The sequence below is a fragment of the Pseudoduganella sp. GW821-FHT05F09 genome (assembly GCF_059419605.1).
The window spans coordinates 169,502-195,726 of the sequence record NZ_JBWKSD010000009.1 but is presented as its reverse complement, the minus strand read 5'-3'; the positions used below and the strand labels follow the sequence as shown (position 1 = coordinate 195,726).

Genomic DNA, 26,225 nt, shown 5'->3' with positions numbered 1-26,225 from the left:
GTGTTGTTGTGGCCCGGGTGTATGCTCGGTTCGTTAGGAGAAGAATCATGAAACCAAGAAATCTATTCTACGCCGCGCTGGCGGTGGCCATCGTGGTGGCCAGCCTGGCGGGCTGCCAGAAGCAGGCCGAACCGGGGCCAGCCGAGAAAGCGGGCCGCAAGCTGGACCAGGTGACGCAGCAAGCCGGCGCCGAGCTGACCCACGCCGCGCGCGAAACCAACGAAAAGCTGAGCGAAGCGGCCAAGAACACCAGCGAGATCCTGAACGAAGCGACCGAGCAGGCCGGCCGCAAGATAGAGAAGGCCGGCGAGAAAATCCAGGAATCCGCCCGCGAAGCGCGCGACAAGTAAATCGCGATAAATTGCGTTAAACCAAAAAGGGGTCAGGGTTAATTAATTCGCCGCAGGCGAATTAATTAACCCTGACCCCTTTTGCAGTTCTACAATTTTACGGCGGGCTTGAGCTGGACGACGTTGCTGTGCTCGCCCGGCGGGGGCGACGGGTCCTGGGGGCCGCCCAGCACCACGCTGAGGTCGACGTAGCCGGCGCGCCAGGCGCGCTCGAGGTCTTGCTCGATCGCTTCCATCGAGGTCTGGTGGAAGCGGTCGAAGCCGCGCACGCCGTAGGCGCGGTTGCGGCCGTGGGCCTTGGCCAGGTAGAGCGCCATGTCCACCAGGTTGACCGCGCGCTCCCACGGCAGCGGCGTTTCGGCCGGCACCAGCGGGAAGGGGGCGAAACCGACCGACACGTTCACGCTCAGCACGTGGTCCTGGTAGGCGATCTGCTGCGCCGAAATGCTGGTCAGGATGCGGCGCGCGATCTCCTCCACGCCGCTGCGCGGGATGGCCGGCAGGAAGGCCAGGAATTCTTCGCCGCCCCAGCGCACTATCATGTCGGTCTCGCGCAGCGCCACGCGCAGCGTCTCGGCTATCATTTTCAGCACGATGTCGCCGGCGGCGTGGCCGTAGGTGTCGTTGACGTGCTTGAAGTGGTCCACGTCCAGCAGGAACAGCGCGCCGACGATGTCCTCGCCGCCGGGGCCGCGTTTGTCCACCTGGTTGTGGCTGCGCATGAACTCCTGGAAGTGGCGCCGGTTGTAGAGCGAGGTGAGCGGGTCGAGCGAGCTTTGCGCCTTCAGTTCCAGATTCTTCACTTCCAGCTGGGCGTTGGCGTGCCGCACCTTGCGGTACAGCAGGCCGACGATCACCGCCGCCAGCGCGAACACCACCGCCAGCAGCCACCACACGCGCTGCTGCAGGCGCCGGTTGTCCAGCTCGGCGCTTTTGACCTGGTTTTCACGGCTCAGCAGTTCAATCTGGCGCTGTTTCTTCTCGGTCTCGTACTTCTCCTGCATCTCGTAGACCGCCTTCTGGCGCTGCTGCTCGAACAGCGCTTCGGAAATGGCGCGCTCGCGGTGGTAGGCCAGGACGGCGCCGCGCATGTCGCCGGCGCGTTCCAGCGCCTCGCCGTATTCCTTCAGGATCACCTGCAGCTCGGGCTGGTCGCCGGTTTTTTCGTAGTGCAGCAGGCCGGCCTCGAAGTGCTTGCGGCCTTCCGCCAGGTTGCCCAGCCCCAGGTGGGCCTGGCCGAGGTTGATCAGGGCGGTGGCGCGGGTGCTGGCGTCGCGCGTTTCGGCCGAGGCGGCCAGCGCCTCGGTGGCGTAGCGCAGGGCGCGCGCGTAGTCCTGCTCTTTCAGGTAGCTGTCCGACAGGTTGACCAGGGTGTTGGCGATGAGCGTCTTGGCGCCCATTTTGCGCGCCACTTCCAGGCCGGACTGCAGCGCCGCCAGCGCGCGCTTGGGCTGGTGCGAGTCGATCGCCAGGCCGTATTCGGTGCCCTTGGCGGTGGCCAGGCGGCCCGGCGAATTGAGCTTTTCCGCCACCCGCACGGACTCGTCCAGCACGGCCCAGCCCTTGTCGTATTCCTTCATCTGCGTGTACAGCAGGGCCAGCGCGTTGAGCGCCTGCGCCAGCGGCACCATGTCGTCCAGCTGGCGGCCCAGGTCGACGGCGGTTTGCAGCTTGCCCAGCGCGGCCGGGAAATTGCCCTGCTCGGCGTAGGACTGGCCGGAGGTGATGGTGGCCTGCACCCGCAGCGCCAGGTCGGCGGTGCCGTTGGCCATCTGCTCCGCTTCGAACGCCAGCTGGTGCGAGGCTTTGCGGTCGGCCATGGACGACAGCACGTAGGCTTTGGTGAGCAGGCCCTTGGCCAGGATGGCCGGGCTGTTCTGGCTGCGGCCGTAGGCGATCAGTTCTTCCGACAGCAGCAGCGCCGTCTCGAGCTGGCCCAGCGCACGCCAGGCGTTGCTGAGCTGGGACAGGAATTCGGCCTTGGTGGGCGCCGCCGCGGCGCGCGCGGCCGGCTCCATTTTCTGCAGCTGGACCAGGGCCTTGTCCGGCACGTAGCGGGCCTGGTCGCGGATCTCGGCGATGCTGGCGTCCATGGCGGACTGGCCCCAGGCCAGCGCGGGCGCGAGCACGCAGCTGGCTGCCAGCAGGCGCACGCCACGCGATATCGACTTATCCCTAAAGCCAGCCAACGTATTGTCCTTGTATATGCACCGCAAGATGTCTGGACAATTATATTCTTGTTGCAGGCGAGAAATCAGCCGTTCGGGGGAGATATTCTCCAAAAACGCACAGTTTTCCGCCCGTCTTGTTGTTATGACTATAAGGCGTTCAGACCGCCAGCTGCTGCAGCAGATACAGGCGCTGGTAAAGGCCGCCTTCGATCTGCATCAGCTCCTCGTGCGCGCCGGCCTCGGCGATGCGGCCGTGGTTCAGCACCACGATGCGGTCGGCGTCGCGGATGGTGGACAGGCGGTGCGCAATGGCGATGATGGTGACGCGCCCGCGCAATTCGTCCAGCGCGGTCTGCACTATCTGCTCGGTCTGGCTGTCGATGCGCGAGGTGGCTTCGTCCAGCAGCAGGATGCGCGGCTTGCCGGCCAGCGCGCGGGCGATGGCGATCAGCTGCTTCTGGCCGCTGGACAGGCGCGAGCCGCCTTCGCCCAGCTCGGTGGCATAGCCGTGCTCGAGCGCGGAGATAAAACCGTGCGCATGGGCGGCGCGGGCCGCCGCTTCGATCTCGGCGTCCGACAGGCCGCGCCCCATGTCGATGTTCTCGCGCGCCGAGGCGGCCAGCAGGAAGGGGTCTTGCGGCACCAGGCCGACGTCGCTGCGGAAGCGCTCGTTGGGTATGCCGGCCAGCGCTTCGCCGAAGATGGCGATGCTGCCGTGCTTGACCGGGTAGTAGCGCAGCAGCAGCGACAGCAGCGTGGACTTGCCGCTGCCGGTGTGGCCGACGATGCCGAAGAAGCCGCCCTGCGGAATGTCCAGCGACAGGTCGTGCAGCACGGTCTGGTCTTCGTTGTAGGCGAAGCGCAGGTGGCGGATGGAGACGGCCGGCGTGCCCGGCGCGTGGTCGCGCGGCTCGGCGTGCCGGGCGGCGCCGGCCAGGTGCTCGTCCGCCGCCGGCTCGTCCAGCAGCGCCGACACGCGCGCCGTGGCCACCACCGACTGCTGCAGCTGGCTGAACTGCATGGTGATCTGGATCAGCGGCTCGATCACGCGCGCGATGTAGCTGATGAAGGCGTACAGCACGCCCACCTCGGCCGCGCTCATGGCGCGCTGGCCGAAGGCGTAGATGACGGCCGCCAGCAGGATGATGTTGAGCATGTCGAGCGCCGGGCGCAGCAGCCAGGCGTTGGCGCGGATTTCGGCCAGGCGCTGGGTGTAGTGCTCGGTGTTGGTCTTGCCGAAGCGGGCCGCGAAGCGCGCCTCGGCATTGTTGGCCTGCAGCACCGGCATGCCGCCGATGGATTCGGCCATCTGCCCGTTGATCTCGCTGCGCAGCTGGCGCGCACGCGTGACGGCGGGCGCGCTCCAGCGCTGGTACAGCCAGACGATGCCCAGCACCGCCGGCAGCAGCGCCAGCACGATGAGCATCAGCCGCCAGTCCAGCCAGGCCATGGCGATGATGGTGCCGACCAGCACGATGGTGCTGTCGAGCATAACGAACAGCACCTGCACGTACAGGGTTTTCACGGCCTCGGTGTCGTTGGTCACGCGCGACACCAGCTGGCCGATGATGGCGCGGTCGAAGAAGGCCATGGGCAGGCGCAGCACATGGCCGTAGACCTGTTCGCGCAACCGCTGCACCGAGCGCATGGCCAGCCCGGACAGGCGCACCAGCTGCAGATAGCGCAAGCCGCTGGCGATCCAGCCGGTGAGCAGCACGGCGGCCAGCAGCGTGGCCATGCGCGGCCAGTCCAGGTGGCGCGGCAGCAGGTGCTCGTCGATCAGCGCCTTGCCGGCGATGGGGCCCAGCACTTCGAGGAAGGCGGCGGCCACCAGCCACAGCAAGGCCCAGCCCAGGTGGTGCTGGTCGGGCCGCGCGGCGCGGCGCAGCAGGCCGATGGCTTGCGCCGCCTGTTTGCGGGTGGAGGTTTCGTCGGGTTTAGAGAGCATCGAGGCTGGCCTCCAGTTGTTGATAGCGCCACTGGCTGGCGTACCAGCCGTCCTGCTCCAGCAGGCTGTCGTGGCTGCCGGATTCGCTGATGCGGCCGTCGCGCAGCACGATAATCAGGTCGGCGTTGACCACCGCGCTCAGGCGGTGGCTGGCGATGATGGCGCTGCGCTCGGCGCCGCTCTGGTGGCCGGCGCGGCGCAGCTCCTCCAGGTGCTCGAGGATGCGCGTTTCGGTGCCGGTGTCCACCGCCGACAGCGCGTCGTCCAGCAGCAGCAGGGAGTTGTTGGCCAGCAGCGCGCGGGCGATGGCCACGCGCTGGCGCTGGCCGCCGGACAGGGTGATGCCTTTCTCGCCCACCTCGGTCTCGTAGCCCTGCGGGAAGAGCAGGATGTCGTCGTGGATGGCGGCCAGCTTGGCGGCGTGCTCCACGTCGGCGCGGCTGGCGTGCTCGCGCGCCAGGGCGATGTTGTCGGCGATGGAGGCCGAGAACAGGAAGGACTCCTGCGGCACCCAGCTGATGGCCGAGCGCAGCGCGCTCAGCGTGTACTGGTCCAGCGCGTGCCCGCCCCAGCGCACGGCGCCGTGCTGCGGCGTGAGCTGGCGCAGCAGCACGCGCAGCAGGGTGGACTTGCCGCTGCCGGTGGGACCGACCAGGCCCATGGTCTGGCCCGGTTTCAAGCGCAGCGAGATGTCCTTCAGCGCAGCGTCGGCGTCGGCAGCCTGGCCGGGGTAGCGGTACTCGACCTTGTCCAGCACCAGCTCGCCGGGCGGCAGCCGGGCGATGGTTCCGTGGTCGTCCACCGCCAGCGGCGCGTCCAGCATGGGCTGCAGGCGGGCGTAGGCGGCGCGGCCGCGCTCGATCAGCGACAGCACCCAGCCGGCCGCGAACATGGGCCAGATCAGCTGGCCAAGATAGATGCTGAAAGCGGTCAGCGAGCCTATGGTCAGCTCGCCCTGCCAGACCAGATAGCCGCCCAGGCCCAGGGTCAGGCCGGTGGCGGTGGTCAGGGTCAGGCCCACCGCCGGTTCGTAGGCCGCTTCCCACACCTGCGCGGTCAGGCTGGCCTTGGCGGCGTGGCCGGCCAGCTCGCCGAACTGCTGGCTGCTGCGCTGCTCCAGGCCCAGCGCGCGCAGGGCGCGCACGCCGGACAGGGTTTCCTGCACGTGGCCGTTGAGCGCGGAAAAGCGTTTCAGCGAATCGGTGGAGGCGGTGTGGATATGGCTGGAGATGCGCCAGAACGCCAGCGCCATCAGCGGGAAGGGCAGCAGGGCGATGCAGGCCAGGCGCCAGTCCACGCCCAGCAGCATCACGCCGAGCACCATCACCAGCGTCAGCGTGCCGTCGAAGCCGGCCAGCATGGCCTCGCCGGCGGCCATTTCTATGGCGTCGATATCATTGGTGGCCAGCGCCATCAGGTCGCCGGTGCGCTGCTTCTGGTAGAAGGCAGGGCCTTGCAGGGACAGGCGCGCGTAGAAGCGGGTGCGCAGCTGCACGCCCAGCAGGTAGGCGGCCGCGAACAGGCGCAAGCGCCAGCCCACGCGCAGGAAATAGATGGCCACGCCGATCAGCAGCAGCTCGCCGAGCTGCAGCAGCAGGCCGGAACCGGACAGGGTGTGGGCAGCCAGGCCGTCTATCATGGCGCCGATGCGGCGCGGCACCAGTATGCCCAGGAAAGCCACGCCGGCCAGCATGGCGCCGGCGGCAAGATAGGCCGGCCAGTGCTGGCGCACAAAGCCGGCGATCAGCCTCGATAAACTCATTGTAGATCCTTGCAGCGTCAAGCCCGCTAGGATACCTCAATGAGCCGTGCCGCGCAGCGCCCGGGGCGGCGCCGGCAGCGCTGTTGCTGCCGGGATTGCCGGTCTTATTTGTGGTTCTTTGCGGACTTCAGGACCACGGGCTCGCCGTTGGCGCTGGCTTTGACGGCGCCGGGCTTGGCCTTGCCGGGCTTGGCGGCCGGCGCTTCTTCCTGTGCGGGTGCGCTGACGGCTTCGGACACGGCTTCGGCGATGGCTTTCGGCGCGGGCGGCGTGACCACGGTGGCAGGAGCGGCTTCGGCGGCCGGTGCGGGTGCTACAGGAGCGGCGACAGGCGCGGCAGCAGCGACAGGCGCTTTGGGGACCGGCGCGGCTGCGGGGGCGGCTACCGGGGCAGATACGGGGGCAGATACGGGGGCCGAGAACGGCGCGGCGCTCTTGGCCACGGCCAGTGGCAACTGCTTGGCGGCTGCTGCGGCGGCGGCCGTGCCGGCGGCGGTGACGTCCTTGATCTGCTCTTTCACCACTTCCAGCAGTTCGGCCTGGGTGCGGCTGGCGATGTTGTAGAGTTCGCGGCTATAGGCCAGCAGGCTGTCCAGGCTGGGGCTTTGGGCGGCGTTCAGCTTGAAGAACTCGGCCGGCTCCTTGACGTCGAACAGCTGTTTTGCGGCGGCGGAGGTCTTCTCCACCGAGGCCTTGGTGGTGCTGACATTGAGGGCAATGATCTGCTGCACGCCGTCGAATGCCGTGGTGGCGTACTCGCTGGCGATATTCAACTGTTTACTCAGCTGCTGGTCCAGCTGCGACTTGGCCGTGGCAGTGGCGGCGGAAAACTGTTCGGTGAACGAAAACATGACTTCTCCTGAGAACGTTTATATTGCGCTGCAATAAAATCCATTCTAGCGGCGATTGTTGGCGAAGAAAAGTTATTTTTTTCGCCAAGCCAGCAGCTTGCAGAACGATATTAATGCACTGCAACATCGAGATAGTGTTTGCGCCCCGGCGCGCGCTCTGCCTACAATCGGCCATCGCAGCCTTGGGAGACAGCATGGACGCCGTGATGGACACAGTAATAAGGAACGCCACCCTGCCGGACGGCCGCCGCGGCATCGACCTGGCCATACTGGACGGCAAGATCGCCGCCGCCGGCGCCGCGCTGGGACTGAAGGGCGCGCAGGAAATCGACGCCGGCGGCGACCTGGTCTCGCCGCCTTTTGTCGACGCCCACTTCCACATGGACGCCACGCTGAGCTACGGCCTGCCGCGCGTGAACCAGTCCGGCACGCTACTCGAAGGCATCGCGCTGTGGGGCGAACTGAAGCCGCAGCTGACCCAGGACGCGCTGGTCGAGCGCGCCATGCGCTATTGCGACTGGGCCGTGGCGCGCGGCCTGCTGGCCATCCGCACCCATGTGGACGTGTGCGACGACCGCCTGCTGGCCGTGGAAGCGCTGCTGGAAGTGAAGCGGCGCGTGGCGCCCTACCTGGACATGCAACTGGTGGCCTTCCCGCAGGACGGCCTGCTGCGCAGCCCCACCGCGCTGCCCAACCTGAAGCGCGCTGTCGCCCTGGGCGTGGACGTGGTGGGCGGCATCCCCCACTTCGAGCGCACCATGGCCGACGGCGCCGAATCGGTGCGCATCCTGTGCGAATTCGCGGCCGGGCAGGGCTTGCGGGTGGACATGCACTGCGACGAATCGGACGACCCGCTGTCGCGCCACATCGAAACCCTGGCCTACCACAGCCACCGGCTCGGCCTGCACGGCCGCGTGGCCGGCTCGCACCTGACCTCCATGCACTCCATGGACAACTACTACGTGAGCAAGCTGCTGCCGCTGATGAAGGAAGCCGGCGTGGCGGCCATCGCCAATCCCTTGATCAACATCACGCTGCAAGGGCGGCACGACAGCTATCCCAAGCGGCGCGGCATGACACGCGTGCCCGAGCTGATGGCCGCCGGCATCGACGTCGCCTTCGGCCACGACTGCGTGATGGACCCCTGGTACAGCCTGGGCTCGGGCGACATGCTGGAAGTGGCCCACATGGGCTTGCACGTGGCGCAGATGACGGGCCAGGACGCCATGCGCGCCTGCTACGCCGCCGTGACCGAGGCGCCGGCCCGCATCCTCGGCCTGCACCACTATGGACTGGAGCCGGGCTGCCACGCCGACCTGGTGCTGCTGGACGCGGCCAGCCCGGTGGAGGCCATACGTCTGCGCGCCGCGCGCCGCATGGTGATGCGGCGCGGCAAGGTCATCAGCGAATCGCCGCGCGCCGTGGCGCGGCTGAACCTGCCGGGCCGCCCGGAACAGGCCGATTTCCGACACTTATCCTAGCCCATGCTGATACTCGAAACCGAACGCCTGCAATTGCGCACCGTTAGCCCCGACGACGCGCCCTTCTATCTGGAACTGGTCAACGAACCGTCGTGGATACGCTTTATCGGCGACCGCGGCATCCGCACGCTGGACGCGGCGCGCGCCGCCATCCTGGACGGCCCGGTGGCCATGTACGAGCGGCTGGGCTACTCGCTCTACCTGGTGCAGCGCCGCAGCGACGGCGCCCCCCTGGGCATGTGCGGGCTGATCAAGCGCGACGTGTTGCCGGAGACCGACATCGGCTACGCCATCTCGCCGCGCTACTGGGGCCAGGGCTACGCCTACGAAGCGGCGGCCGCCGTGGTGGCGCACGCGCGCGGGCCGCTGGGGCTGGCGGCCCTGATGGCCATCACCTCGCCCGACAACGCCGCCTCCATCCAGCTGCTGGGCAAGCTGGGCATGCAGTTCGTCGAGCGCACCCGGCTGCAAGGCTGGGACGGGGCCAGCAACGTCTACCGGCTGGCCTTGTAAAGGACAAACTTGGCTTTTCCCTTGCCGAAGCGCATGATGGATGTACGTGGCGCAGACCACACATCGTGTTGTATTTCCAAGGGGAATCACCATGAAGTTCTCGAACCTGAAGATAGGCGTGCGGCTGGGCATGCTCAGCGGATTTTTCTTCGTGGCGCTGCTGGTGGTCGGCTACGTCGGCTGGGATGCGCTCAATTTCATCAAGGAACGCAACGGCGAGGGCATGCAGCGCTCCGTCACGCTGACCGAGGCGGTGGACGCGGCGCGCAGCGCGCAGGTGGAATTCAAGACCCAGGTGCAGGAGTGGAAGAACATCCTGCTGCGCGGCAATGATCCCGACAATTTCAAGCGCTACTCGGCGGCCTTCGTCCAGTCCGGCAAGCAGGTGCAGGGCGAGCTGCGCAAGCTCGACGGCCTGCTGGCCAGGCTGAAGCTGGCCACGCCGCTGGTGGGCGAGGCCATCAAGATGCAGGACGAACTGGGCGCGAACTACCTGCAGGCGCTCAAGCAGTACGACTCCGCCAATCCGGACAGCGCCAAGACGGTGGACGGCCTGGTGAAAGGGATGGACCGCGCGCCGACCCGGAAGATAGACGATATCGTGGCCTACATCGGCGCCGAGGCGCGCCGCCTGGCCGCCGAGATGGAGGCGGACAACCAGTCGGCCCACCGCAGCGCCAGCATCTCGCTGCTGGTGATGCTGGTGGCCACGCTGGCGCTGGGCAGCGTGCTGGTGACGTGGATGATACGCGGCATTACGCGGCCGCTGAACCAGGCCATCGGCATCGCCAAGACGGTGGCGGGCGGCGACCTGCGCTGCCGGGTGGACGGTGCGGCGGCGGCGCGGCGCGACGAAGTGGGCGAACTGCTGGCCGCGCTGCAGCAGATGAGCGACAACCTGGCCGGCATCGTGGGCCGGGTGCGGGCCGGCACGGACACCATCGCCACCGCCAGCGCCGAGATCGCCACCGGCAACCTGGACCTGTCCTCGCGCACCGAGCAGCAGGCCAGTTCGCTGGAGGAGACGGCCTCGTCGATGGTCGAGCTCACCAGCACAGTGCGGCAGAACAACGAGAACGCCGGGCAGGCGCGCCGGCTGGCGCACGCCGCCTCGGAAGTGGCGGTGCGCGGCGGCGCCACGGTGTCGGAAGTGGTGCAGACGATGGGCGCGATCAACGAATCGTCGCGCCGTATCGTGGACATTATCGCGGTGATAGACGGCATCGCCTTCCAGACCAACATCCTGGCGCTGAACGCGGCGGTGGAAGCGGCGCGGGCCGGCGAGCAGGGGCGCGGCTTCGCGGTGGTGGCCAGCGAAGTGCGCAATCTGGCGCAGCGCTCGGCGGCGGCGGCCAAGGAAATCAAGGAACTGATCGGCAACTCGGTGGCGCGGGTGGAAACGGGCAGCCGGCTGGTGGGCGAGGCGGGCGTGACGATGGCCGAAGTGGTGGCCAGCGTGGAGCGGGTCAACGCCATCATCGGCGAGATCGCGCTGGCCAGCGGCGAGCAGCGCGACGGCATCGAGCAGATCAGCACCGCCATCAGCCAGATGGACAGCGTGACACAGCAAAACGCCGCCCTCGTCGAACAAGCGGCCGCGGCCGCGGATTCCCTGCAACAGCAAGCCCAGGTGCTGACCGAAGCGGTCAGCATCTTCAAGCTGCACGACGCCCCCGCGCTCCCCCGCCGCCCCCTGCAAGCCCTCCCCACCTAAGCAAGCTGAGCCGCATTCGGGGTCAGACCCCGAATGCGGCTCAGCTTGCTAAGCGCTATCGCTGTCCTTTGTGGGAGACGCCCCTGGCTAAGCGAACTAAGCCGCATTTGGGGCCTGACCCCGAATGCGGCTGAGGTTGTTAGCGGGGAGGGAATAACCAGCGTAGGGGGATTGCGACGCGGGCGGCCCAGGATTTTTCGTTGTGGCTGCCGCCGGCGGCTTCGTGGTAGTAGAGGTTTTCGCCTTCGCGGTAGCCTTGCGCCAGCATGACCGCGCGCATCAGGGCGGTGTCTTCGAGGCCGTCGTCTATGGTGCCGGCGTCGAGGTAGAACTTGACCGGCAGCACCGGCACCTTGCCGATCAGGCTGCGCTGGTTCCACCAGAAGGAACTGGAGACGCCGCCGGCCTTGGCGTAGATGTCGGGCCGGTGCGCGGCGATCAGCACCGAGGCGATGCCGCCCAGCGAGGAGCCCATGATGGCGGTGTCTTCCTTGCCCGGCCGCGTCCGCAGCGTGCGGTCGATATAGGGCTTGACCGTGTCGACCAGGAAGCTTTCGTAGGCGGCCAGCTTGCCGCCGCCGTAGCGGGCGTCGCAGCAGGGCGTGTATTCGTTCATGCGGTCCGGCGTGTTGTCGATGCCGACCACGATGATTTCGGCCATCTTGCCTTCCGCGACCAGCTGGTCCACGGTCTCGTCCATGCCCCACTCTGCGCCGTAGGCCGCCGTCTTGGCGTCGAACAGGTTCTGGCCGTCTTGCATGTAGAGCACGGGGTAGCGGCGCTCGGGCTGCGTGCCGTAGCTGGGCGGCAGGTAGATCCGCAGCGCGCGCTTGTTGCCCAGTTGTGGCGAGTCGAATTGCTCGATGATGCGCACTTCGCCGCGCGGCACGGCGGCCTTCTCTACTGGCGCCGGCGCTTCCAGCTCCAGCACCAGCGCCGAGCGCGCCGGCAGCGTGATCTCGCCGTCCAGCGCGTAGCGCTTGCCGCTGATGACGTCCGTGCCGCCCGCCACGCCGGCCAGCATTTCGTGGAAGCGCGCCGCCTGCAGCGTGACCGGCTTGGCGTTGCGGTTCAGCGCCACCATCACCTTGCTCTTGCCGTCGTAGCGGAAGTAGACGTAGGCGTCCTGCTCGGGGCCGTAGTGCATCAGCTTGCCGTTGTGGATCGCGCTGGCGCCCTTGCGCCAGTTGAGCAGCTTTTTCATGAAGGCCTGCGCGCCGCGCTGCTGTTCGCTCAGCCCGGCGCCGGTGAAGGCGTTCACCTTGTCGCCGGCCCAGCCGCCGGGGAAGTCGTGGCGGTAGGTGGCGTCGTCGCGCGCGCCGGTGCTGCTGGTCATCTGGATTTCGGTGCCGTAGTACAGCTGCGGGATGCGCGGCATGGTCAGCACGTAGGCGATGGCCATGCGGTACAGGGCGTCGTCGTTCTTCAGCTCGCTGAACAGGCGCGGCATGTCGTGGTTGCCTTCGAACAGCACCAGATTGCTCGGCATGGGGTACAGATAGTCCTGCGCCAGCGTCTCGTACAGATTGGTCAGGCTGGGCTCGCCTTCGCCCTGGCCGGTCAGACCCTTGCGCAGCACTTCGTTGAGCGGGAAGTCCATCATGCTGGGCATCCAGGAGGCGTAGCCGTCGTGGTTGCGCTTGCCGTATTGCCAGTGCGCCACCACGGGGACCTGGCTGCTCCATTCTTCGCCCACCAGGTTCAGCCTGGGGTATTCGGCGGTGATGCGGCGCGACCAGGCGCTGAGGAAGGCGGCGTCGGAGTAGCCGTAGGTGTCCACGCGCAGGCCGGACAGGCCGGCGTATTCTATCCACCAGATGTTGTTCTGGATGAGGTAGGTGGCCACGTGGGGATTGGCCTGGTTCAGGTCCGGCATATTGGGCGAGAACCAGCCTTGCGTGAAGTTGCGCTTGTCTTCGGCGGAGCCGTAGGGGTCGGCCACCGCCACGCGGTGGTGGCGGGTGGGCAGGTATTTGCCGCCGTAGTTGATCCAGTCCGGCGTGGGCATGTCGCGCATCCACCAGTGTTTGGCGCCGATGTGGTTCAGCACCACGTCCTGGATCACGCCTATGCCCAGGCTGCGCGCCTTGGCGCTGTAGCTGCGGTAGTCTTCGTTGCTGCCGTAGCGCTCGTCCACCTTGTAGTGGTCGGTGGCGGCGTAGCCGTGGTAGGAGTAGGCCGGCATGTCGTTTTCCACCAGCGGCGTGGGCCAGACCATGGTGTAGCCCATGCCGGCGATGTAGCCGAGCGCGTTTTCCATGCCTTGCAGGTCGCCGCCGTGGCGGCCGCCGCCCTTGCTGCGGTCGGCCCGCTCGGCCAGGCGCGGGCTGTTGTCGTTGGCCGGGTTGCCGTTGGCGTAGCGGTCCGGCATCAGCTGGTAGATGGCGTCCTTGCCGGAGAAGCCGGCGCGATCGGCCGAGCCGGGCTCGCGCGCCAGCAGTTCGTAGCGGTAGGTGGCGCCCACGCCGCCCTTGGCGGTGAAACGGATATCAAACTTGCCGGGCTGGGCGCTGTCGTCCAGCGCCAGGTCGATGAACAGGTAGTTGCGGTTGGCCACGCGCTCCACTTTGTCGATGCGCACGCCGGGGTAGCTGATGCTGGGCTCCAGGTCGGCAATCTGCTTGCCGTGCACCATCAGCTGCAGCGTTTTGACGCGCATGCCGGTCCACCACATGGGCGGCTCCATATGGTCGATGCGATAATCTTCGGCCGCCAGGGCGGGCAGGGCGCAGGCGGCCAGCAGGGCCGTGGCGATCAGGCGTTTCATCAGGCTGTCTCCGTGTTCTCGCAGCGTAGTACTGCTACATGCTTATCATGTTTATTGGGATAATACAGGGGAAATGCGGAGTTTTTCTATCTAGTTTGGGTACAGGAGGGGTAATGGCGCAACGTGGCCGTGTACAAGTTTTGGCTGGCCTGGGGCTGGCGCTGCTGGGCGTTTCGCTGCCGTGCCGGGCGCAGCCGGCAGCGGGCGAGGGCAGTTTTGTCGTGCTGGATAACTTCGCGTCGGCCCAGGTGGCGCCGCGCAAGGTGGTGGTGTGGCTGCCGCCCGGTTACGATCCCAAGGGCGAGCGCTACCCGGTGCTGTATATGCACGACGGCCAGAATCTGTTCGATCCGGCCACTGCCATGGGCGGCCAGGCCTGGGAGGTGCACAAGCGGCTGGCCGCGCTGGCGGCGGCGGGTGCGGTGCGGCCCGCCATTGTCGTCGGCATCGCCAGCACGCGCGACCGGGCGCGCGAGTATGCGCCGGCCGAGGCCGTGGAGGCGCTGGCGCCGGAGCTGCGCGCCGCGCTGCTGGGCGATCCGCCTGTGCCGGGCGGCCTGCCCACGCTGTCCAGACAATATTTGCGCTTTATCGTCGACGAGCTCAAGCCGGCCATCGATGCGCGCTTCCACACCAGCCCGGAGCGCGCCGACACCTTCATCATGGGCTCGTCCATGGGCGGCCTGGTGTCGCTGTATGCGCTGGTGCGCTATCCGGAGGTGTTCGCCGGCGCCGCCTGCCTGTCCACCCACTGGCCGCTGACCACCAATTTCAACATGCTGTTCGACAAGGAGGACGCGCGCCCGGTGCGCTATGCGGCCGCCTATTTCGACTGGCTGGGCCGCAAGCTGCCGCGCGCCGGCCGCCACAAGCTGTATTTCGACCATGGCGACGCCACCCTGGACGCCCTCTACGCGCCTTACCAGCAGCAGGTGGACGGCATCGTGCGCGCCAAGGCCTACCGCATGGGCGTGGACTGGATCTCCCAGGTCTTCCCCGGCGCGGACCACAGCGAGCCGGCCTGGCGCGAACGGGTGGAGGTGCCGCTGCGCTTCCTGCTGTCACGCTGAAGTGGTCTGGCAGCACATTCTGTAGTTCAACTACAGCCCCTCATGGATGGTCATGTAGCTGAAATACAACGAGAGCGGCATCTTCATAGGCAGGCCAAGGGAGCAAATGCGTGATATTGCGTAGCCCGGATGAACTTTAATTGACTCACTATCTAGTTTTAGTACAAAATTCCACATAGAACGTCTTGAGAGCGTTTGCTTTGCTGGCTCCCGTGTAGTCGAAAAACAGCCTGCGGGACTTTTGATCTGTCTAAAGAGGGGACATCCTTATGAAGAATTTCGCATCTGAGCGCTCGCAGCGCGCAGCCGTGCAACTGAGCCTGCAGCTGAGCCCTGTGGCCGCGGCATGCGCCTTGTTCGTTTCGGCACTGGCCGGTTCGGCCCACGCCCAAGTGGCAACCAGCGGCGCCGCCGCAGAAGCACCGATGGCCTCGGTCACCGTATCGGGCATCCGCCGCGGTATTGAAGATGCGATCTCGGTCAAAAAAGACGCTTCCTCCATCGTGGAAGCCATCTCGGCGGAAGACATCGGCAAGCTGCCGGACGTGTCCATCGCTGAATCGATCGCCCGCCTGCCGGGTCTGGCTGCGCAGCGCGTGGCCGGCCGTGCCCAGGTGATTTCCGTGCGTGGCCTGTCCCCCGACTTCTCCACCACGCTGCTGAACGGCCGCGAGCAAGTGTCCACCGGCGACAATCGCTCCGTCGAGTTCGACCAGTACCCGTCCGAGCTGCTGAGCGGCGTGACCATCTACAAAACCCCGGACGCCGGCCTGGTTGGCCAGGGCCTGTCGGGCACCATCGATATGCAGACCGTGCGTCCGCTGGCCTTCGGCAAGCGCACCGTGGCGCTGAACGCGCGCGGCGAGAAAAACTCGCTGGGTTCGATCGCCAACGCCAAGTCGACCGGCAACCGCTTCAGCGCCAGCTACATCGACCAGTTCGCCGACCGCACCATCGGTATCGCGCTCGGCTTTGCCCACCTGGAATCGCCGGTGCTGGACAACGAGACCGGTCTGTACGAGCCGTGGAAGAAAGACTCCCGCCCAGGCGTGCCTGCCGGCACCTACATCATGGATGGCATCAAGGCCGTGGCCCGCAGCGGCGTGAACAAGCGCGACGGCGTGATGGGCGTGCTGCAATATCGTCCTAACAAAAACTGGACCAGCATCGTCGACGTGTACGCGTCCGAATTCCGCCGCGAAGAAACCGCCAACCAGATCGAGATCAACCTGGGCGGCTGGAACGGCAACAACACCCCGGCCTTCGGCTACAGCAACGCCAGCATCGTCGGCGGCGCCCTGGCCAGCGCCACCGCCAACGGCGTCTACCCGCTGGTGCGCGGCATGTACAACGACCGCAAGGACAAGATCCACGCCATCGGCTGGAGCAACACCCTGAAGCTGGACGACTGGACCCTGTTCGCCGACCTGAACTACTCGAAAGCCAAGCGCAACGAGCTGAGCCTGGAAAACAATGCGCAGCTGGGCAACGGCCTGGCCACCAACGACGGCGCCGGCAATGCCTACCTGGATTCGGCCAAGCTGACCTTCAACACCGGCACCTACTCGACCATCGGCCTGGGCCGCAACTACAGCAACCCTGCCACGCTGTTCATCGGCCCGACCATCTACGGTTCCGGCTACGGCAAGACGCCGCGCGTGGAAGACGAGCTGACCGGCTTCAAGCTGGTGGCCAGCGCACCGGTGCCGACCATGCTGGAGAAATTCGTGTCCGGCATCGACGCGGGCATCAACTACACCGACCGCAGCAAGAAGAAGCGCCAGCCTGAAGGCAACATCAACCTGAACGGCACCAGCCCGGTCAGCCTGAACACCGACTTCCTGTACGGCGCGGCCGACCTGGGCTTCGCCGGCGCGGGCATGATCCCGACCTGGAACGTGCCAGCCATGGTTGCCAAGTACATGACCTTCAAGCCGACCGACACCGAGAGCTACCTGATCTCGAAGGGCTGGGACGTGAACGAGAAGATCACGACCACCTTCGTCAAGACCAACCTCGAGGCGGACCTGGGCAGCGTGACCATGCGCGGCAACGTGGGCATCCAGGCCCAGCACACCGACCAGTCCTCGGACTCGAACTACTACGACGGCACCGCGCCGGCGGGCCAGCAAGTCAAGCCTGTGCATGACGGCAAGAAGTACACCGACTACCTGCCGAGCATGAACCTGGCGTTCGCGTTCGAAGGCCAGCAGACCCTGCGCCTGGCGGCCGCCAAGCAGATCGCGCGTCCACGCGTGGACCAGCTGCGCTCCGCGCTGGACTTCGGCGTGTCCGACACCACCTTCAAACCGGGCGGCAGCGGCGGCAACGCCAAGCTGGACCCATGGCGCGCCAACGCCTTCGACATGTCGTATGAGAAGTACTTCGACAAGAAGGCCTACTTCGCCGTGGCCGCGTTCTACAAGAAGCTGAACACCTACATCTTCACGCAGACCAAGGACTACGACTTCTCGAAGTTCATCCCTGGCACCAAGGCGCGCCAGGCGATCGGCGACTACTCGGCGCCGTACAACGGCACCGGCGGCTCGCTGAAGGGCGCGGAACTGTCGGCATCGCTGCCGCTGAACCTGGTGACCAAGACGCTGGACGGCTTCGGCGTACAAGCCAGCCACACCTACAGCGACAGCTCGATCACGATCGAAGATCCTAGCGGCAGCATCGGCTCCAAGATCCCGCTGCCAGGCCTGTCGAAGCACACCACCAACCTGACGGTGTACTACGAAAAGAACGGCTTCGAGACCCGCATCAACCAGCGCAAGCGTTCGGACTTCGTGGGTGAGATCGGCAACTTCTCGAACGACCGCGCACTGCGTTATGTGGTCGGCGAGAACATCATCGACTTCCAGGTGGGCTACTCCTTCGGCGAAGGTCCGCTGAAAGGCCTGGGCCTGGTCGCCCAGGTGAACAACCTGCGCAACGCCGCGTATGAGACCTACACCGGCACCCGCAACCAGCAGCTGGAATACCAGAAATACGGCCGCACCATCCTGGTAGGCGCGAACTACAAGTTCTAAGCCTGTTTAGCTGGATATGAAAAACCCCGCCATGCATCGCATGGCGGGGTTTTTTTCGTGCCGTGATTTAGCGGGCGTGCGATGCGTAGGGCGGGTTAGCGCCGCGAGGCGCGTAACCCGCCATGGCGCCGCCGCCTACTTCTTGGCTGCTTCCGCCGCCGCCAGCTGGCGGTTCTGCTCGTCAAGCCAGGTCTTCAGCGGGGCGAAGTAGTCGAGCAGCGCGGAGCCGTCGATGCGGTCTTCGCCGGTGGCCGCTTTCAGCGCTTCAGGCCAGGGCTTGCTGGCGCCCATGGCCAGCATCTGCTGCAGCTTGGCGCCGGCTTTCTGGTTGCCGTACACCGAGCAGCGGTGCAGCGGGCCGGTGTAGCCGGCTTCGCGGCACAGGGCGCGGTGGAACTGGAACTGCAGCATGTGCGCCAGGAAGTAGCGCGCGTAGGGCACGTCGGCCGCCACGTGGTACTTGGCGCCGGCGTCGAAGCCGCCCGCCACCATGGGCGCAGGACGGCTCACGCCCATGTACTGCTCGCGCAGCTGCCACCAGCTCTTGTCGTAGTCGGCCGGCTGGGTCTTGCCGGCGTAGACGTCCCAGCGCCATTTGTCCACCGAGTAGGCGAACGGCAGGAAGGCCACCTTCGCCAGCGCGCGCTGCAGCAGTTCGCCGATGTCGGCGTTCGCTTCCGGCACCTGGTCCATCAGGCCGACCTTCTTCAGGTAGTCCGGCGTGATCGACAGCGCCACGGTGTCGCCGATGGCTTCGTGGAAGCCGTCGTTGGCGCCGCCCTGGAACAGGAAGGACTGCTTGTTGTAGGCCAGGTCGTAGTAGATGTGGCCCAGCTCGTGGTGGATCACCTTGAACTCTTCGTCGGTCGGGCGGATGCACATCTTGATGCGCACGTCTTCCTTGCCGTCCATGGTCCAGGCGGACGCGTGGCACACCACGTCGCGGTCGCGCGGCTTGGTCAGCAGGGAACGCTGCCAGAAGGTCTCGGGCAGTTTTTGCATGCCGAGCGAGGTGTAGAAACGCTCGGCGTATTGCGTCATCTGCTTGGCGTCGGTCTTGCGCTCTTCCAGCACCTTGGTCAGGTCGAAGCTGCTGGCGTTGCTGGCCGGTTTCAGCAGCGGGTAGATGTTCTCCCAGCTCTGGCTCCACATATTGCCGAACAGGTGGGCGGGGATGGGGCCGCTGGCCGGCACCACGTCCGGGCCGTAGGCGGCGCGCAGCTTGTAGCGGGTGTAGGTGTGCAGCGAGTCGTACAGCGGCTTGACCTGCTGCCACATGCGCTCCATCTCGGCCGAGAAAGCCTCCGGCGGCATGTCGTACTGCGAGCGCCACAGGGCGCCGGTGTCGGCGAAGCCCATTTCGCGCGCGCCCTTGTTGGACAGGGCCACGTAGTCGGTGTACATCTGCTTGTACGACGGCGACTGCGCGTGCCAGCCCAGCCATACTTCCTTCAGCTTGGCCGGATCGCGGCTGGTGGCCAGCGTTTTTTCCAGCTCGCCCAGCGGCAGGCATTCCTGGCCGCCGGTGGGACAGTATTTGGCTTTGCCGTAGGCGCCGTTCAGCGCGGCGTTCTTGGCGGCGTAGGCTTCGCGCTCTTTCGGGTCGGACAGCATCAAGGTCAGCTGCAGCAGCTTGAGCTTGCGCGCGTAGTCGTCCTTGAGTTTCAGGCCGTTGTAGCGGCGCGCGCCGAGGGCGGCTTCGCCTGAGGCGCTCAGCTGGCGCTCGCCGAAGTAGGTGGCCAGCGCTTCGGTGTCTTCGGTGATGAAGTTCTGCGCAACCCATTGGGCGCGGGCGCCGTCCAGGTTCAGCTTTTCCAGCTTGGCTTCGGTGTCGTTCAGGAAGCGTTCGGCTTCGGCGACGGTGGGTTTGCTTGGCGTGCTTTTGGCAGGCGCTTTTGCCTCCTCTGCCTGGGCGGGCTGGAACGCGCAAGCGGCCAGCATCACGGCGGCGGGGATGGCTTTCAGATACAGCGGTTTTGGCACTGCAGTCTCCTTCTGGTTGGTGAGCCGACTAATATACACCGGCCAGTAGCCAGGCGGCAGACCCGCAGGCATAGCTTGCCACGCCGAGCAGGGCGGCCGCGCGCACGGCGTAGGAAAGCAGCAACACCAGCAGCAGGCAGGCGCCGGTGAGCGCGCCGGCCCAAAGCAGGACGCCGTGCGTGCCGCCCATGGCCTGGACCGCGGCGGACAGCGCCAGCGCCAGCGCCGCCGCGCCGCCCAGCCGCAGGCGGCGGCGCAGCGCCGGCGGCGGCTCGGCGCCGCGTCCGCGCAGGTCCGCGTAGTGGCGGTCCGTCGCCATGCTCAGCGCGAACATGCCGCCGTAGCTGAGCGTGAACAGCGCGAGCAGATGAAGGTAGGGCGGCGGGATGCTCATGTCGTCTCCGGCATCGGCGCGGGGGCGGACGCGCGCTGTCCGGCGGGGGCGCCGGCTGTGCGGGCGGCGCCGTCCTTTGCGGCGGGTGCTTCCTTGGCGCGGCGGCCTAGGCGCTGGGCGGCGCAGGCCAGCAGCAGGCCGAGGGCGAACACGGTCAGGTCGAAACCGGCGACGGCGGCCGGGCCACGGCTTTGCAGCAGCGTCACGCCCAGGTGCGAACTGGTGGTGAACACATTGAGCACCGGTATGCCCATCAGCAGCAGCGCGCCGGCGCCGAGCTGGAGGCGCCACATCAGCCGGTCCGGGCGGATCTGCGCCAGCACCATGGCCGCGCCCCAGGCGGTGAAGAACCACGCGATCTCCGTTTCCGGCCGCTCCGCCACGCCGACCGGCACCAGCCGGTTGGCCCAGAAGTAGGCGCCGTAGGCGATCGGCAGGCCCGCGATGGCGCCCAGGTTGAGCGCCTCCACCAGCCGCGTGCCGAAGCCCACTTTGCCGCCGGCCTTGAGCGCCTTGGCCTGCCGCTGCCGGCTCTTGACCGCCCACAGCAGCGCGCCGGTGGCCACCATGGCGCATCCCGCCAGGCCGGAGATGAAGAAGAAGCCGCGCATCAGCGGGCCGGCGAAGCGCGCGATGTGCAGCCCGTACATCACGCCGTGCGTGGCCGCCGCGCCGCTGGGGGCGTCGCCCGCCTGCGCCAGCAGCGCGCCGCTGGCGCCGTCGAACTGCATGGCCGGCTGCTTGCTCGACAGCTCGCGCCCGGCCGCGCGCGTGACCGAGATGCGCGCATTGGCGTCGTTCGGATTGGCCACGCTGAAGCCGCCCGCCGCGCGCCCGCCCCAGTGCCGCTGCGCCTGTTCGATGATGGGACGGATCGCCGCCAGCGGCGCGGGCACGCCCGCAGGCTTGGCCGGCGCGCCGGCGCTGGGGAAGACCTCGGCATTCATGGCCTCGCGGTCGCCCTGGTAGAGCACTTGCGTGGCGGCGGGCATGTACAGGAACATCAGGGTCACCAGGCCGGTGTAGGTGATCATCAGGTGGTAGGGCAGGGCCAGCACGGCGGTGGCGTTGTGCGCGTCCAGCCAGGAGCGCTGGCCCTTGTTGCCGCGGAAGGTGAAGAAGTCCTTGAAGATGCGCTTGTGCGTGATCACGCCGCTCACGATGGACACCAGCATGAACATGGCGCAAAAGCCCACGATCCAGCGCGCCCAGAGCGGGGACATGTAGTGCAGGTCGAAATGCAGGCGGTAGATGAATTCGCCGCCGCGCGTCTCGCGCGGGTCTTTCAGCTCCACGCCGCTGGCCGGGTCGATCAGGGCGGACTTCAGGCCGCGCTTGCCCTTGTCCGGATCGGAGTAGGCTATGCGCACGGCGGGCGTGCGCTCGGTGGGCAGCGTGACGAACCAGCGCTTGGCGTCCGGCGCGCGCTCCTGCAATGCCTGCACCGCCATGCTGGCCGCAGTGGCGGCGGCCACGCCGCGCACGTGCACGGCGTGCAGCTCGGGCTTCATCCACAGGCTGATCTCGTCGCGGAAATAGCTGGCGGTGCCGGCGCTGAAGACCAGGAACAATATCCAGCAGACTAGCAGGCCGGACCAGGTGTGCAGCCAGGCCATCGCCTGGCGGAAGCCGTCTTTCATGGGAACCTCGGCAGGACATAAGCGGCGCAGGCCAGCGCGGCCGCCGGCAGCAGGAGGCCCAGCCAGGCGCGCGCCGCGCTGCGGGCGGCGAACACCCACAGCACCGCGCACACATAGATGGCGAAGGACAGCAGCGTAGCGGCCATGACGGCGTCGGCGCGGCTGACGGAAAGGATAGGCAGCAGCAGCGCCAGGAAGGCGGTGGCCGCCGCCGACAGCGCGTAGCCGCCGATGATCGCGGCCACGGCGCGCGCGGCCACGCCGAGCCGGTAGGCCAGCGGCGCGGTAAGTATGGGCGCGCGCATGGCTTTACCAGGCGTAACGCGCGGTCAGCGCGGCGGTGCGGCGCTGGCCGTAGAAGCAGTCGCCGCGCGCCAGGCAGGTGGAGATCTGCACCTTGTCCGCCAGGTTGGTGACGTTGAAGGCGAAGCGCCACGGGCCGCTGCTGTAGGCCAGCATGGCGTCCAGCAGGGTAACGCCCGGCGTTTCCAGCGCGTCCAGGCCGTCCCAGGAGGACGACAGGTGGCGCACGCCGCCGCCCGCGCTGAAGCCGTTCCGGCCGGCGACGGCGAAGCGGTGCGTGAGCCAGGCCGACACGTTGTGTTCGGGGACGCCGCTCAGGCGCTTGCCCTGGTCGGCGCCGTTGCTGCGGGCCACCTTGGCGTCGGTGTAAGCGTAGCCTGCGGTCCAGCTCCAGCTGCGTCCCAGGCTGCCGCCGCTTTCCAGCTCCAGGCCCCGCACCTGCACTTCGCCGATCTGGATGCTGTTCAGCGGATTGGCCGGGTCGGTGGTCTTGCGGTTGCTGTCGCGCAGGTCGTACACGGCCAGCGTGGTGTTGAAGTCGCCGTTCTGCGGCTGCCATTTCACGCCCGCCTCCCACTGCTTGCCGCGCTGCGGCACGAAGGCCTTGCCGTTCAGGTCCACGCCGCCCAGCGGCAGGAAGGACTCCGAGTAGCTCACATACGGCGCCCAGCCCTGGTCGGCCAGGTAGAGCAGGCCAACGCGCTTGGTGGTGGCCTGGTCGTCGGTACGGCCGGCGGGGCGGCCTTCGATGTCGTTTTCGGCGGAGTCGCGGCGCAGGCCGAGCAGGGCGGTCCAGTTGGGCGTGAACTTGAGCTGGTCCTGCAGGTACAGGCCTTTCTGGTGCAGCCTCGTGGTGGGCAGGCTGGCCAGCGACGCGGGCGCCTTGTAGCTGCCGTACACCGGCGCGTACACGTCCAGCGGGGCCGCGCTGCCGGTGCCGCGCGCCTGGCGCGTTTCCACGCGCTGCAGGTCGAAGCCGGCCAGCAGGGTGTGCCGGATGCCGCCGGTGGCGAACTGCGCCTCCAGCTGGGTGTCGGCCAGCAGGGTGTCGAGTTCATTGAGCTGCTGGATCAGGTCGCGGTTGATGGTGCGCTGGTCGGCGTTGAAGACGGGCCGCGCGGGGCGGCCGGTGGCCGGCACGGCGGTGAAGCTGGTGTAGGCGCTGCGGTAGTCCACTTCGCTGTTCGACTTGCGCACCGTCTGGCGGATCTGGACGCCGTTCCGGAAGCGGTGGCTGACGATGTAGCCCAGGTTGGTCTGCTCGGTGTTGTAGGCGTCCCAGCCCGGTTCGCCGGTGAAGGTGCTGGTGTCGATGCGGCCGAATTTGGACGGCAGCAGCGTGCCTTGCCACGGGAAGAAGCCTATCATCGAGCCGCTCTTGTCCTCCTGGCGCAGCGCCATCAGCGTGAGCGAGGTGTCGCCATTGGGCGACCAGGTCAGCGACGGCGCGAACACGCGGCGGTCGTCCGCCACATGGTTCACCTGGGTGCCGCTGTCGCGCGCGATCGCCACCACGCGCGCCGCCCAGTGGCCTTGCTCGTCGAGCACCTGGTTGATGTCGGCCGAGAGCTGCTTGCGGCTATGGCTGCCCAGCTGCAGCTGCACTTCGCGCTGGTTGTTCGACAGCGGGCGCTTGGAAACGAGGTTGACCACGCCGCCTATGCCGCCCTGGCCGTACAGCACGGACGAGGGGCCGCGCAGCACTTCCACGCTCTCCAGCGTGTACGGGTCGGGACGGGTGGTGTTGTAGGAGCCGAAGTTCATCTGCACGCCGTCCTGCAGCAGGGCGGGGTTGCCGCCGCGCGAGCTGATGGAGTCCACGCGGCTGTCGAAATAGGCGGAGACCAGGCCGGCGCTGTAGTTCACGGTCTGGCGCAGCGTTTGCGCGCCCTGTTCCTCGAAGCGCTCGCGCAGGATCACGGAGATGGATTGCGGCGTTTCGATCAACGGCGTGTCGGTCTTGGTGCCCACGCCGCCGCGCCGGGCCGCGTAGTTGTCGTCCTCCTTCCTGCCGTCGACGGTGACGATCGCCATCACGGCGGGAGCGGCTTCCGCGCCGTCCGCCGGATTTTCGTTAGCGAAGGCGAGGGGAGCGCCGCCGAGGGCGGCGAACAGCAGTGCCGAGCGCACGGCGGCGCCCAGCGGTGTACGGGGAAAACGAGGGTGAGGCATCTGGCCATCCTTGCAGGGTTGGATGGCTGGCGATGCGCTGGCTGATTTAAATGAGAATGATTCTCATTATATTATTAACTACGCAATCATGCAAGTTGCAGATGGTGGATCAAGGAGCTGGCTCCGGCGGGGTCTCCTCCAGGTCGGCCGCCAGCAGCTGGTTCATGCGGTCGCTGGTTTCGCGCAAGGCGACCGCGAACTTCTCCTCGTCGCCCCACACCTTGGCCAGCGCCGCCACCATGTCCTCGTCGTGGCGGCGGAAGCTGGCGCTGGCTTTGGCCGCCGCTTCCGGCGCCAGGCCCAGTGCGCGCAAGGCTTTCTCGCCGATGGCCAGGCCGCCCTCGAAGGTTTCGCGTTCGACGACGTGGGCGCCCCGGTCCAGCAGGCGGTAGGCGTGGCGGCGGTCGTAGGCGCGCGCCAGGATGGTGAGGTTGGGGAAGTACTGCCTGGCGATTTCCACCAGCGCCTCGGCCTGGTCGCGGTCGTCGATGGCCACGATCAGCAGCTTGGCCTGGGCTGCGCCGGCGGCGCGCAGCAGGTCGAGGCGGGTGGCGTCGCCGTAGTAGACGCGGCGGCCGAAGCGGCGCACCAGCTCCACCTGTTCGGCGCTGGCGTCCAGCGTGGAGATATTGAATTTGTTGACCATCAGCAGACGCGCGGCGATCTGGCCGAAGCGGCCGAAGCCGGCCACGATCACGTCCGGCTCGTGCTCCAGCGCGCCCGCTTCCGGTTCCGGCTTGCTGGAAAAGCCGGGCCCGGCCAGGCGTTCATACAGGATCAGCGCGAAGGGCGTGAGCGCCATCGAGATGGCGACGGCGGCCACCGACAGCGACGAGACGTCGGCGGCGATCACCCCGGCGGCCGAGGCGAGGCCCAGCAGCACGAAGGCGAACTCCCCGCCCTGGCTCAGCGCCGCGCCGGTCTGCGCCGCCGTGCGCGAGGGGATGCCGAACACGCGCATGATGCCGTAGACGATGGCGGTCTTCACCGTCATCAGGCCGAACACCATGGCCGCCAGCAGGCCGAGGTGCTGCGCCGCCAGCGCCAGGTTGACGCTGGCGCCCACCGACATGAAGAACAGGCCAAGCAGCAGGCCCCGGAACGGCTCGATGTCGCCTTCCAGTTCGCGGCGGAATTCGCTGTCGGCCAGCACCACGCCGGCGAGGAAGGCGCCCAGCGCGGCGGACAGGCCCACCGCTTGCATCAGCAGCGACACGCCCACCACCAGCAGCAGCGCGGCGGCGGTGAAGATTTCGCGCGAGCGTATCTTGGCGATGTAGCGCAGCGCGGGCCGCATCAGGAAGCGGCCCACGACGATGACGATGACCACCGCGCCGATCACGGCGGCGGCGTGCACCCAGGCCGGATAGCCTTTCAGCAGGCCGGTTTCGGCGGCGTTGCTCACATTGTCGTCGGCCAGCAGCGGCAGCGCCGCGATCATGGGTATGGTGGCCACGTCCTGGAACAGCAGGATGCCTTGCGCGGCCTGGCCGGTGGGCGTTTTGCGCAGGCCTTTTTCCTCCAGCGACTGCAGCACCACGGCGGTGGACGAGAGCGACAGGATGAAGCCCAGCGCCACGGCGGCCTGCCAGTCCAGGCCGAAGGCAACGCCGATGGCGGCCAGCGCCAGGCCGCTGAGCAGCACCTGCAGGCCGCCCAGGCCGAAGAAGGCGGTGCGCATATGCCACAGCAGGGAGGGCTGCACCTCGAGGCCGATCAGGAACAGCATGATGACCACGCCGAATTCGGCGAAGTGCATCACCTCGGCGGGGTCGTGCACGAAGGCCAGCGCGGAAGGGCCGATCAGCAGGCCCGCCACCAGGTAGCCCAGCACGGAACCGAGGCCGAGCCGCTGTGCCACCGGCACCGCCAGCACGCCGGCGGTCAGGTAGACCAGGGCCATCAAGAGGAGATTGGAGCCTTCCATCGCAGATCCTTTACTGTGTGAGACAGCAGTATGCGGTGGCGTGGCGGATTTTACAATTGCGCGGGAGGGGGAGGCGCGGGATGGCGGCGCGGGATGGCAGGTTACGCGCTGCGCGCTAACCCGCCCTACGCAACGTATGGCAAT

At 67.3% G+C, this 26,225-nt stretch carries 17 protein-coding genes; 6 read left to right on the top strand and 11 right to left on the bottom strand.

Annotation, left to right across the window (positions count from 1 at the left end):
- Nucleotides 1–47 precede the first annotated feature (47 nt).
- Entirely contained in the window at nucleotides 48–350 is a 303-nt protein-coding gene (locus AC07S4_RS25835) for an apolipophorin (protein WP_494989329.1), read from the top strand.
- 89 nt (nucleotides 351–439) lie between these two features.
- Here the strand turns inward: AC07S4_RS25835 and AC07S4_RS25830 are convergent, their stop codons facing one another.
- The 4 genes from AC07S4_RS25830 to AC07S4_RS25815 all read right to left on the bottom strand — a co-directional run bounded on the left by AC07S4_RS25830 (nucleotide 440) and on the right by AC07S4_RS25815 (nucleotide 7,082).
- Entirely contained in the window at nucleotides 440–2,443 is a 2,004-nt protein-coding gene (locus tag AC07S4_RS25830; protein WP_494989420.1) for a tetratricopeptide repeat-containing diguanylate cyclase, read from the bottom strand.
- 235 nt (nucleotides 2,444–2,678) lie between these two features.
- Nucleotides 2,679–4,469 (bottom strand): ABC transporter ATP-binding protein, encoded by a 1,791-nt coding sequence (locus tag AC07S4_RS25825; protein WP_494989328.1) that lies wholly within the window; start codon nucleotides 4,467–4,469, stop codon nucleotides 2,679–2,681.
- Nucleotides 4,459–6,231 (bottom strand): ABC transporter ATP-binding protein, encoded by a 1,773-nt coding sequence (locus tag AC07S4_RS25820; protein WP_494989327.1) that lies wholly within the window; start codon nucleotides 6,229–6,231, stop codon nucleotides 4,459–4,461. Before AC07S4_RS25820 ends, AC07S4_RS25825 begins: the two co-directional genes overlap by 11 nt.
- A 104-nt stretch (nucleotides 6,232–6,335) precedes the next feature.
- Nucleotides 6,336–7,082 carry a phasin family protein gene (locus tag AC07S4_RS25815; RefSeq protein ID WP_494989326.1) on the bottom strand — a complete coding sequence of 249 codons (747 nt, stop codon included), beginning with the start codon at nucleotides 7,080–7,082 and terminating at the stop codon, nucleotides 6,336–6,338.
- 206 nt (nucleotides 7,083–7,288) lie between these two features.
- On the opposite strand from AC07S4_RS25815, the gene AC07S4_RS25810 reads away from it, so the two are divergent.
- The 3 genes from AC07S4_RS25810 (at nucleotide 7,289) to AC07S4_RS25800 (ending at nucleotide 10,790) form a co-directional block, all read left to right on the top strand.
- The gene (locus AC07S4_RS25810) at nucleotides 7,289–8,563 is read left to right on the top strand and encodes an amidohydrolase family protein (protein ID WP_494989325.1); all 1,275 of its coding nucleotides are present in this window, start codon (nucleotides 7,289–7,291) and stop codon (nucleotides 8,561–8,563) included.
- A 3-nt stretch (nucleotides 8,564–8,566) separates the two neighbouring features.
- Complete coding sequence (locus tag AC07S4_RS25805) at nucleotides 8,567–9,076, top strand: GNAT family N-acetyltransferase (RefSeq protein WP_494989324.1); 510 nt, start codon at nucleotides 8,567–8,569, stop codon at nucleotides 9,074–9,076.
- Nucleotides 9,077–9,167: 91 nt separating this feature from the next.
- The gene (locus AC07S4_RS25800) at nucleotides 9,168–10,790 is read left to right on the top strand and encodes a methyl-accepting chemotaxis protein (RefSeq protein WP_494989323.1); all 1,623 of its coding nucleotides are present in this window, start codon (nucleotides 9,168–9,170) and stop codon (nucleotides 10,788–10,790) included.
- Between the two features lie 139 nt (nucleotides 10,791–10,929).
- On the opposite strand, the gene AC07S4_RS25795 is transcribed toward AC07S4_RS25800, so the two are convergent.
- Nucleotides 10,930–13,557, bottom strand: coding sequence for an alpha-amylase family glycosyl hydrolase (locus AC07S4_RS25795; RefSeq protein WP_494989322.1), 2,628 nt, complete (start codon nucleotides 13,555–13,557; stop codon nucleotides 10,930–10,932).
- A 113-nt stretch (nucleotides 13,558–13,670) separates the two neighbouring features.
- On the opposite strand from AC07S4_RS25795, the gene AC07S4_RS25790 reads away from it, so the two are divergent.
- Together AC07S4_RS25790 and AC07S4_RS25785 are read left to right on the top strand one after the other, a co-directional pair.
- Complete coding sequence (locus AC07S4_RS25790) at nucleotides 13,671–14,627, top strand: alpha/beta hydrolase (RefSeq protein ID WP_494989321.1); 957 nt, start codon at nucleotides 13,671–13,673, stop codon at nucleotides 14,625–14,627.
- 269 nt (nucleotides 14,628–14,896) lie between these two features.
- A complete protein-coding gene (locus AC07S4_RS25785; protein ID WP_494989320.1) occupies nucleotides 14,897–17,662 on the top strand; it encodes a TonB-dependent receptor in 2,766 nt (921 codons plus the stop codon).
- Nucleotides 17,663–17,797: 135 nt separating this feature from the next.
- On the opposite strand, the gene AC07S4_RS25780 is transcribed toward AC07S4_RS25785, so the two are convergent.
- From AC07S4_RS25780 to AC07S4_RS25755, 6 genes are all read right to left on the bottom strand, one after another.
- Nucleotides 17,798–19,645: a M2 family metallopeptidase gene (locus tag AC07S4_RS25780; RefSeq protein WP_494989319.1), complete on the bottom strand. Its 1,848-nt coding sequence runs from the start codon at nucleotides 19,643–19,645 to the stop codon at nucleotides 17,798–17,800.
- Nucleotides 19,646–19,673: 28 nt separating this feature from the next.
- A complete protein-coding gene (locus AC07S4_RS25775) occupies nucleotides 19,674–20,039 on the bottom strand; it encodes a DUF3325 family protein (protein ID WP_494989318.1) in 366 nt (121 codons plus the stop codon).
- The gene (locus tag AC07S4_RS25770; protein WP_494989317.1) at nucleotides 20,036–21,679 is read right to left on the bottom strand and encodes a PepSY-associated TM helix domain-containing protein; all 1,644 of its coding nucleotides are present in this window, start codon (nucleotides 21,677–21,679) and stop codon (nucleotides 20,036–20,038) included. Before AC07S4_RS25770 ends, AC07S4_RS25775 begins: the two co-directional genes overlap by 4 nt.
- The gene (locus AC07S4_RS25765; protein WP_494989316.1) at nucleotides 21,676–21,984 is read right to left on the bottom strand and encodes a DUF3649 domain-containing protein; all 309 of its coding nucleotides are present in this window, start codon (nucleotides 21,982–21,984) and stop codon (nucleotides 21,676–21,678) included. Before AC07S4_RS25765 ends, AC07S4_RS25770 begins: the two co-directional genes overlap by 4 nt.
- Nucleotides 21,985–21,988: 4 nt before the next feature.
- Nucleotides 21,989–24,154 (bottom strand): TonB-dependent siderophore receptor, encoded by a 2,166-nt coding sequence (locus AC07S4_RS25760; RefSeq protein WP_494989315.1) that lies wholly within the window; start codon nucleotides 24,152–24,154, stop codon nucleotides 21,989–21,991.
- Between the two features lie 109 nt (nucleotides 24,155–24,263).
- The gene (locus tag AC07S4_RS25755; protein ID WP_494989314.1) at nucleotides 24,264–26,081 is read right to left on the bottom strand and encodes a monovalent cation:proton antiporter-2 (CPA2) family protein; all 1,818 of its coding nucleotides are present in this window, start codon (nucleotides 26,079–26,081) and stop codon (nucleotides 24,264–24,266) included.
- Nucleotides 26,082–26,225 lie beyond the last annotated feature (144 nt).

Coding starts and splice junctions, on each gene's coding strand:
- AC07S4_RS25835 (WP_494989329.1), top strand. CDS start 48: ATGAAACCAAGAAATCTATTCTACGCCGCGCTGGCGGTGGCCATCGTG.
- AC07S4_RS25830 (WP_494989420.1), bottom strand. CDS start 2,443: ATGGACGCCAGCATCGCCGAGATCCGCGACCAGGCCCGCTACGTGCCG.
- AC07S4_RS25825 (WP_494989328.1), bottom strand. CDS start 4,469: ATGCTCTCTAAACCCGACGAAACCTCCACCCGCAAACAGGCGGCGCAA.
- AC07S4_RS25820 (WP_494989327.1), bottom strand. CDS start 6,231: ATGAGTTTATCGAGGCTGATCGCCGGCTTTGTGCGCCAGCACTGGCCG.
- AC07S4_RS25815 (WP_494989326.1), bottom strand. CDS start 7,082: ATGTTTTCGTTCACCGAACAGTTTTCCGCCGCCACTGCCACGGCCAAG.
- AC07S4_RS25810 (WP_494989325.1), top strand. CDS start 7,289: ATGGACACAGTAATAAGGAACGCCACCCTGCCGGACGGCCGCCGCGGC.
- AC07S4_RS25805 (WP_494989324.1), top strand. CDS start 8,567: ATGCTGATACTCGAAACCGAACGCCTGCAATTGCGCACCGTTAGCCCC.
- AC07S4_RS25800 (WP_494989323.1), top strand. CDS start 9,168: ATGAAGTTCTCGAACCTGAAGATAGGCGTGCGGCTGGGCATGCTCAGC.
- AC07S4_RS25795 (WP_494989322.1), bottom strand. CDS start 13,557: ATGAAACGCCTGATCGCCACGGCCCTGCTGGCCGCCTGCGCCCTGCCC.
- AC07S4_RS25790 (WP_494989321.1), top strand. CDS start 13,671: ATGGCGCAACGTGGCCGTGTACAAGTTTTGGCTGGCCTGGGGCTGGCG.
- AC07S4_RS25785 (WP_494989320.1), top strand. CDS start 14,897: ATGAAGAATTTCGCATCTGAGCGCTCGCAGCGCGCAGCCGTGCAACTG.
- AC07S4_RS25775 (WP_494989318.1), bottom strand. CDS start 20,039: ATGAGCATCCCGCCGCCCTACCTTCATCTGCTCGCGCTGTTCACGCTC.
- AC07S4_RS25770 (WP_494989317.1), bottom strand. CDS start 21,679: ATGAAAGACGGCTTCCGCCAGGCGATGGCCTGGCTGCACACCTGGTCC.
- AC07S4_RS25765 (WP_494989316.1), bottom strand. CDS start 21,984: ATGCGCGCGCCCATACTTACCGCGCCGCTGGCCTACCGGCTCGGCGTG.
- AC07S4_RS25760 (WP_494989315.1), bottom strand. CDS start 24,154: ATGCCTCACCCTCGTTTTCCCCGTACACCGCTGGGCGCCGCCGTGCGC.
- AC07S4_RS25755 (WP_494989314.1), bottom strand. CDS start 26,081: ATGGAAGGCTCCAATCTCCTCTTGATGGCCCTGGTCTACCTGACCGCC.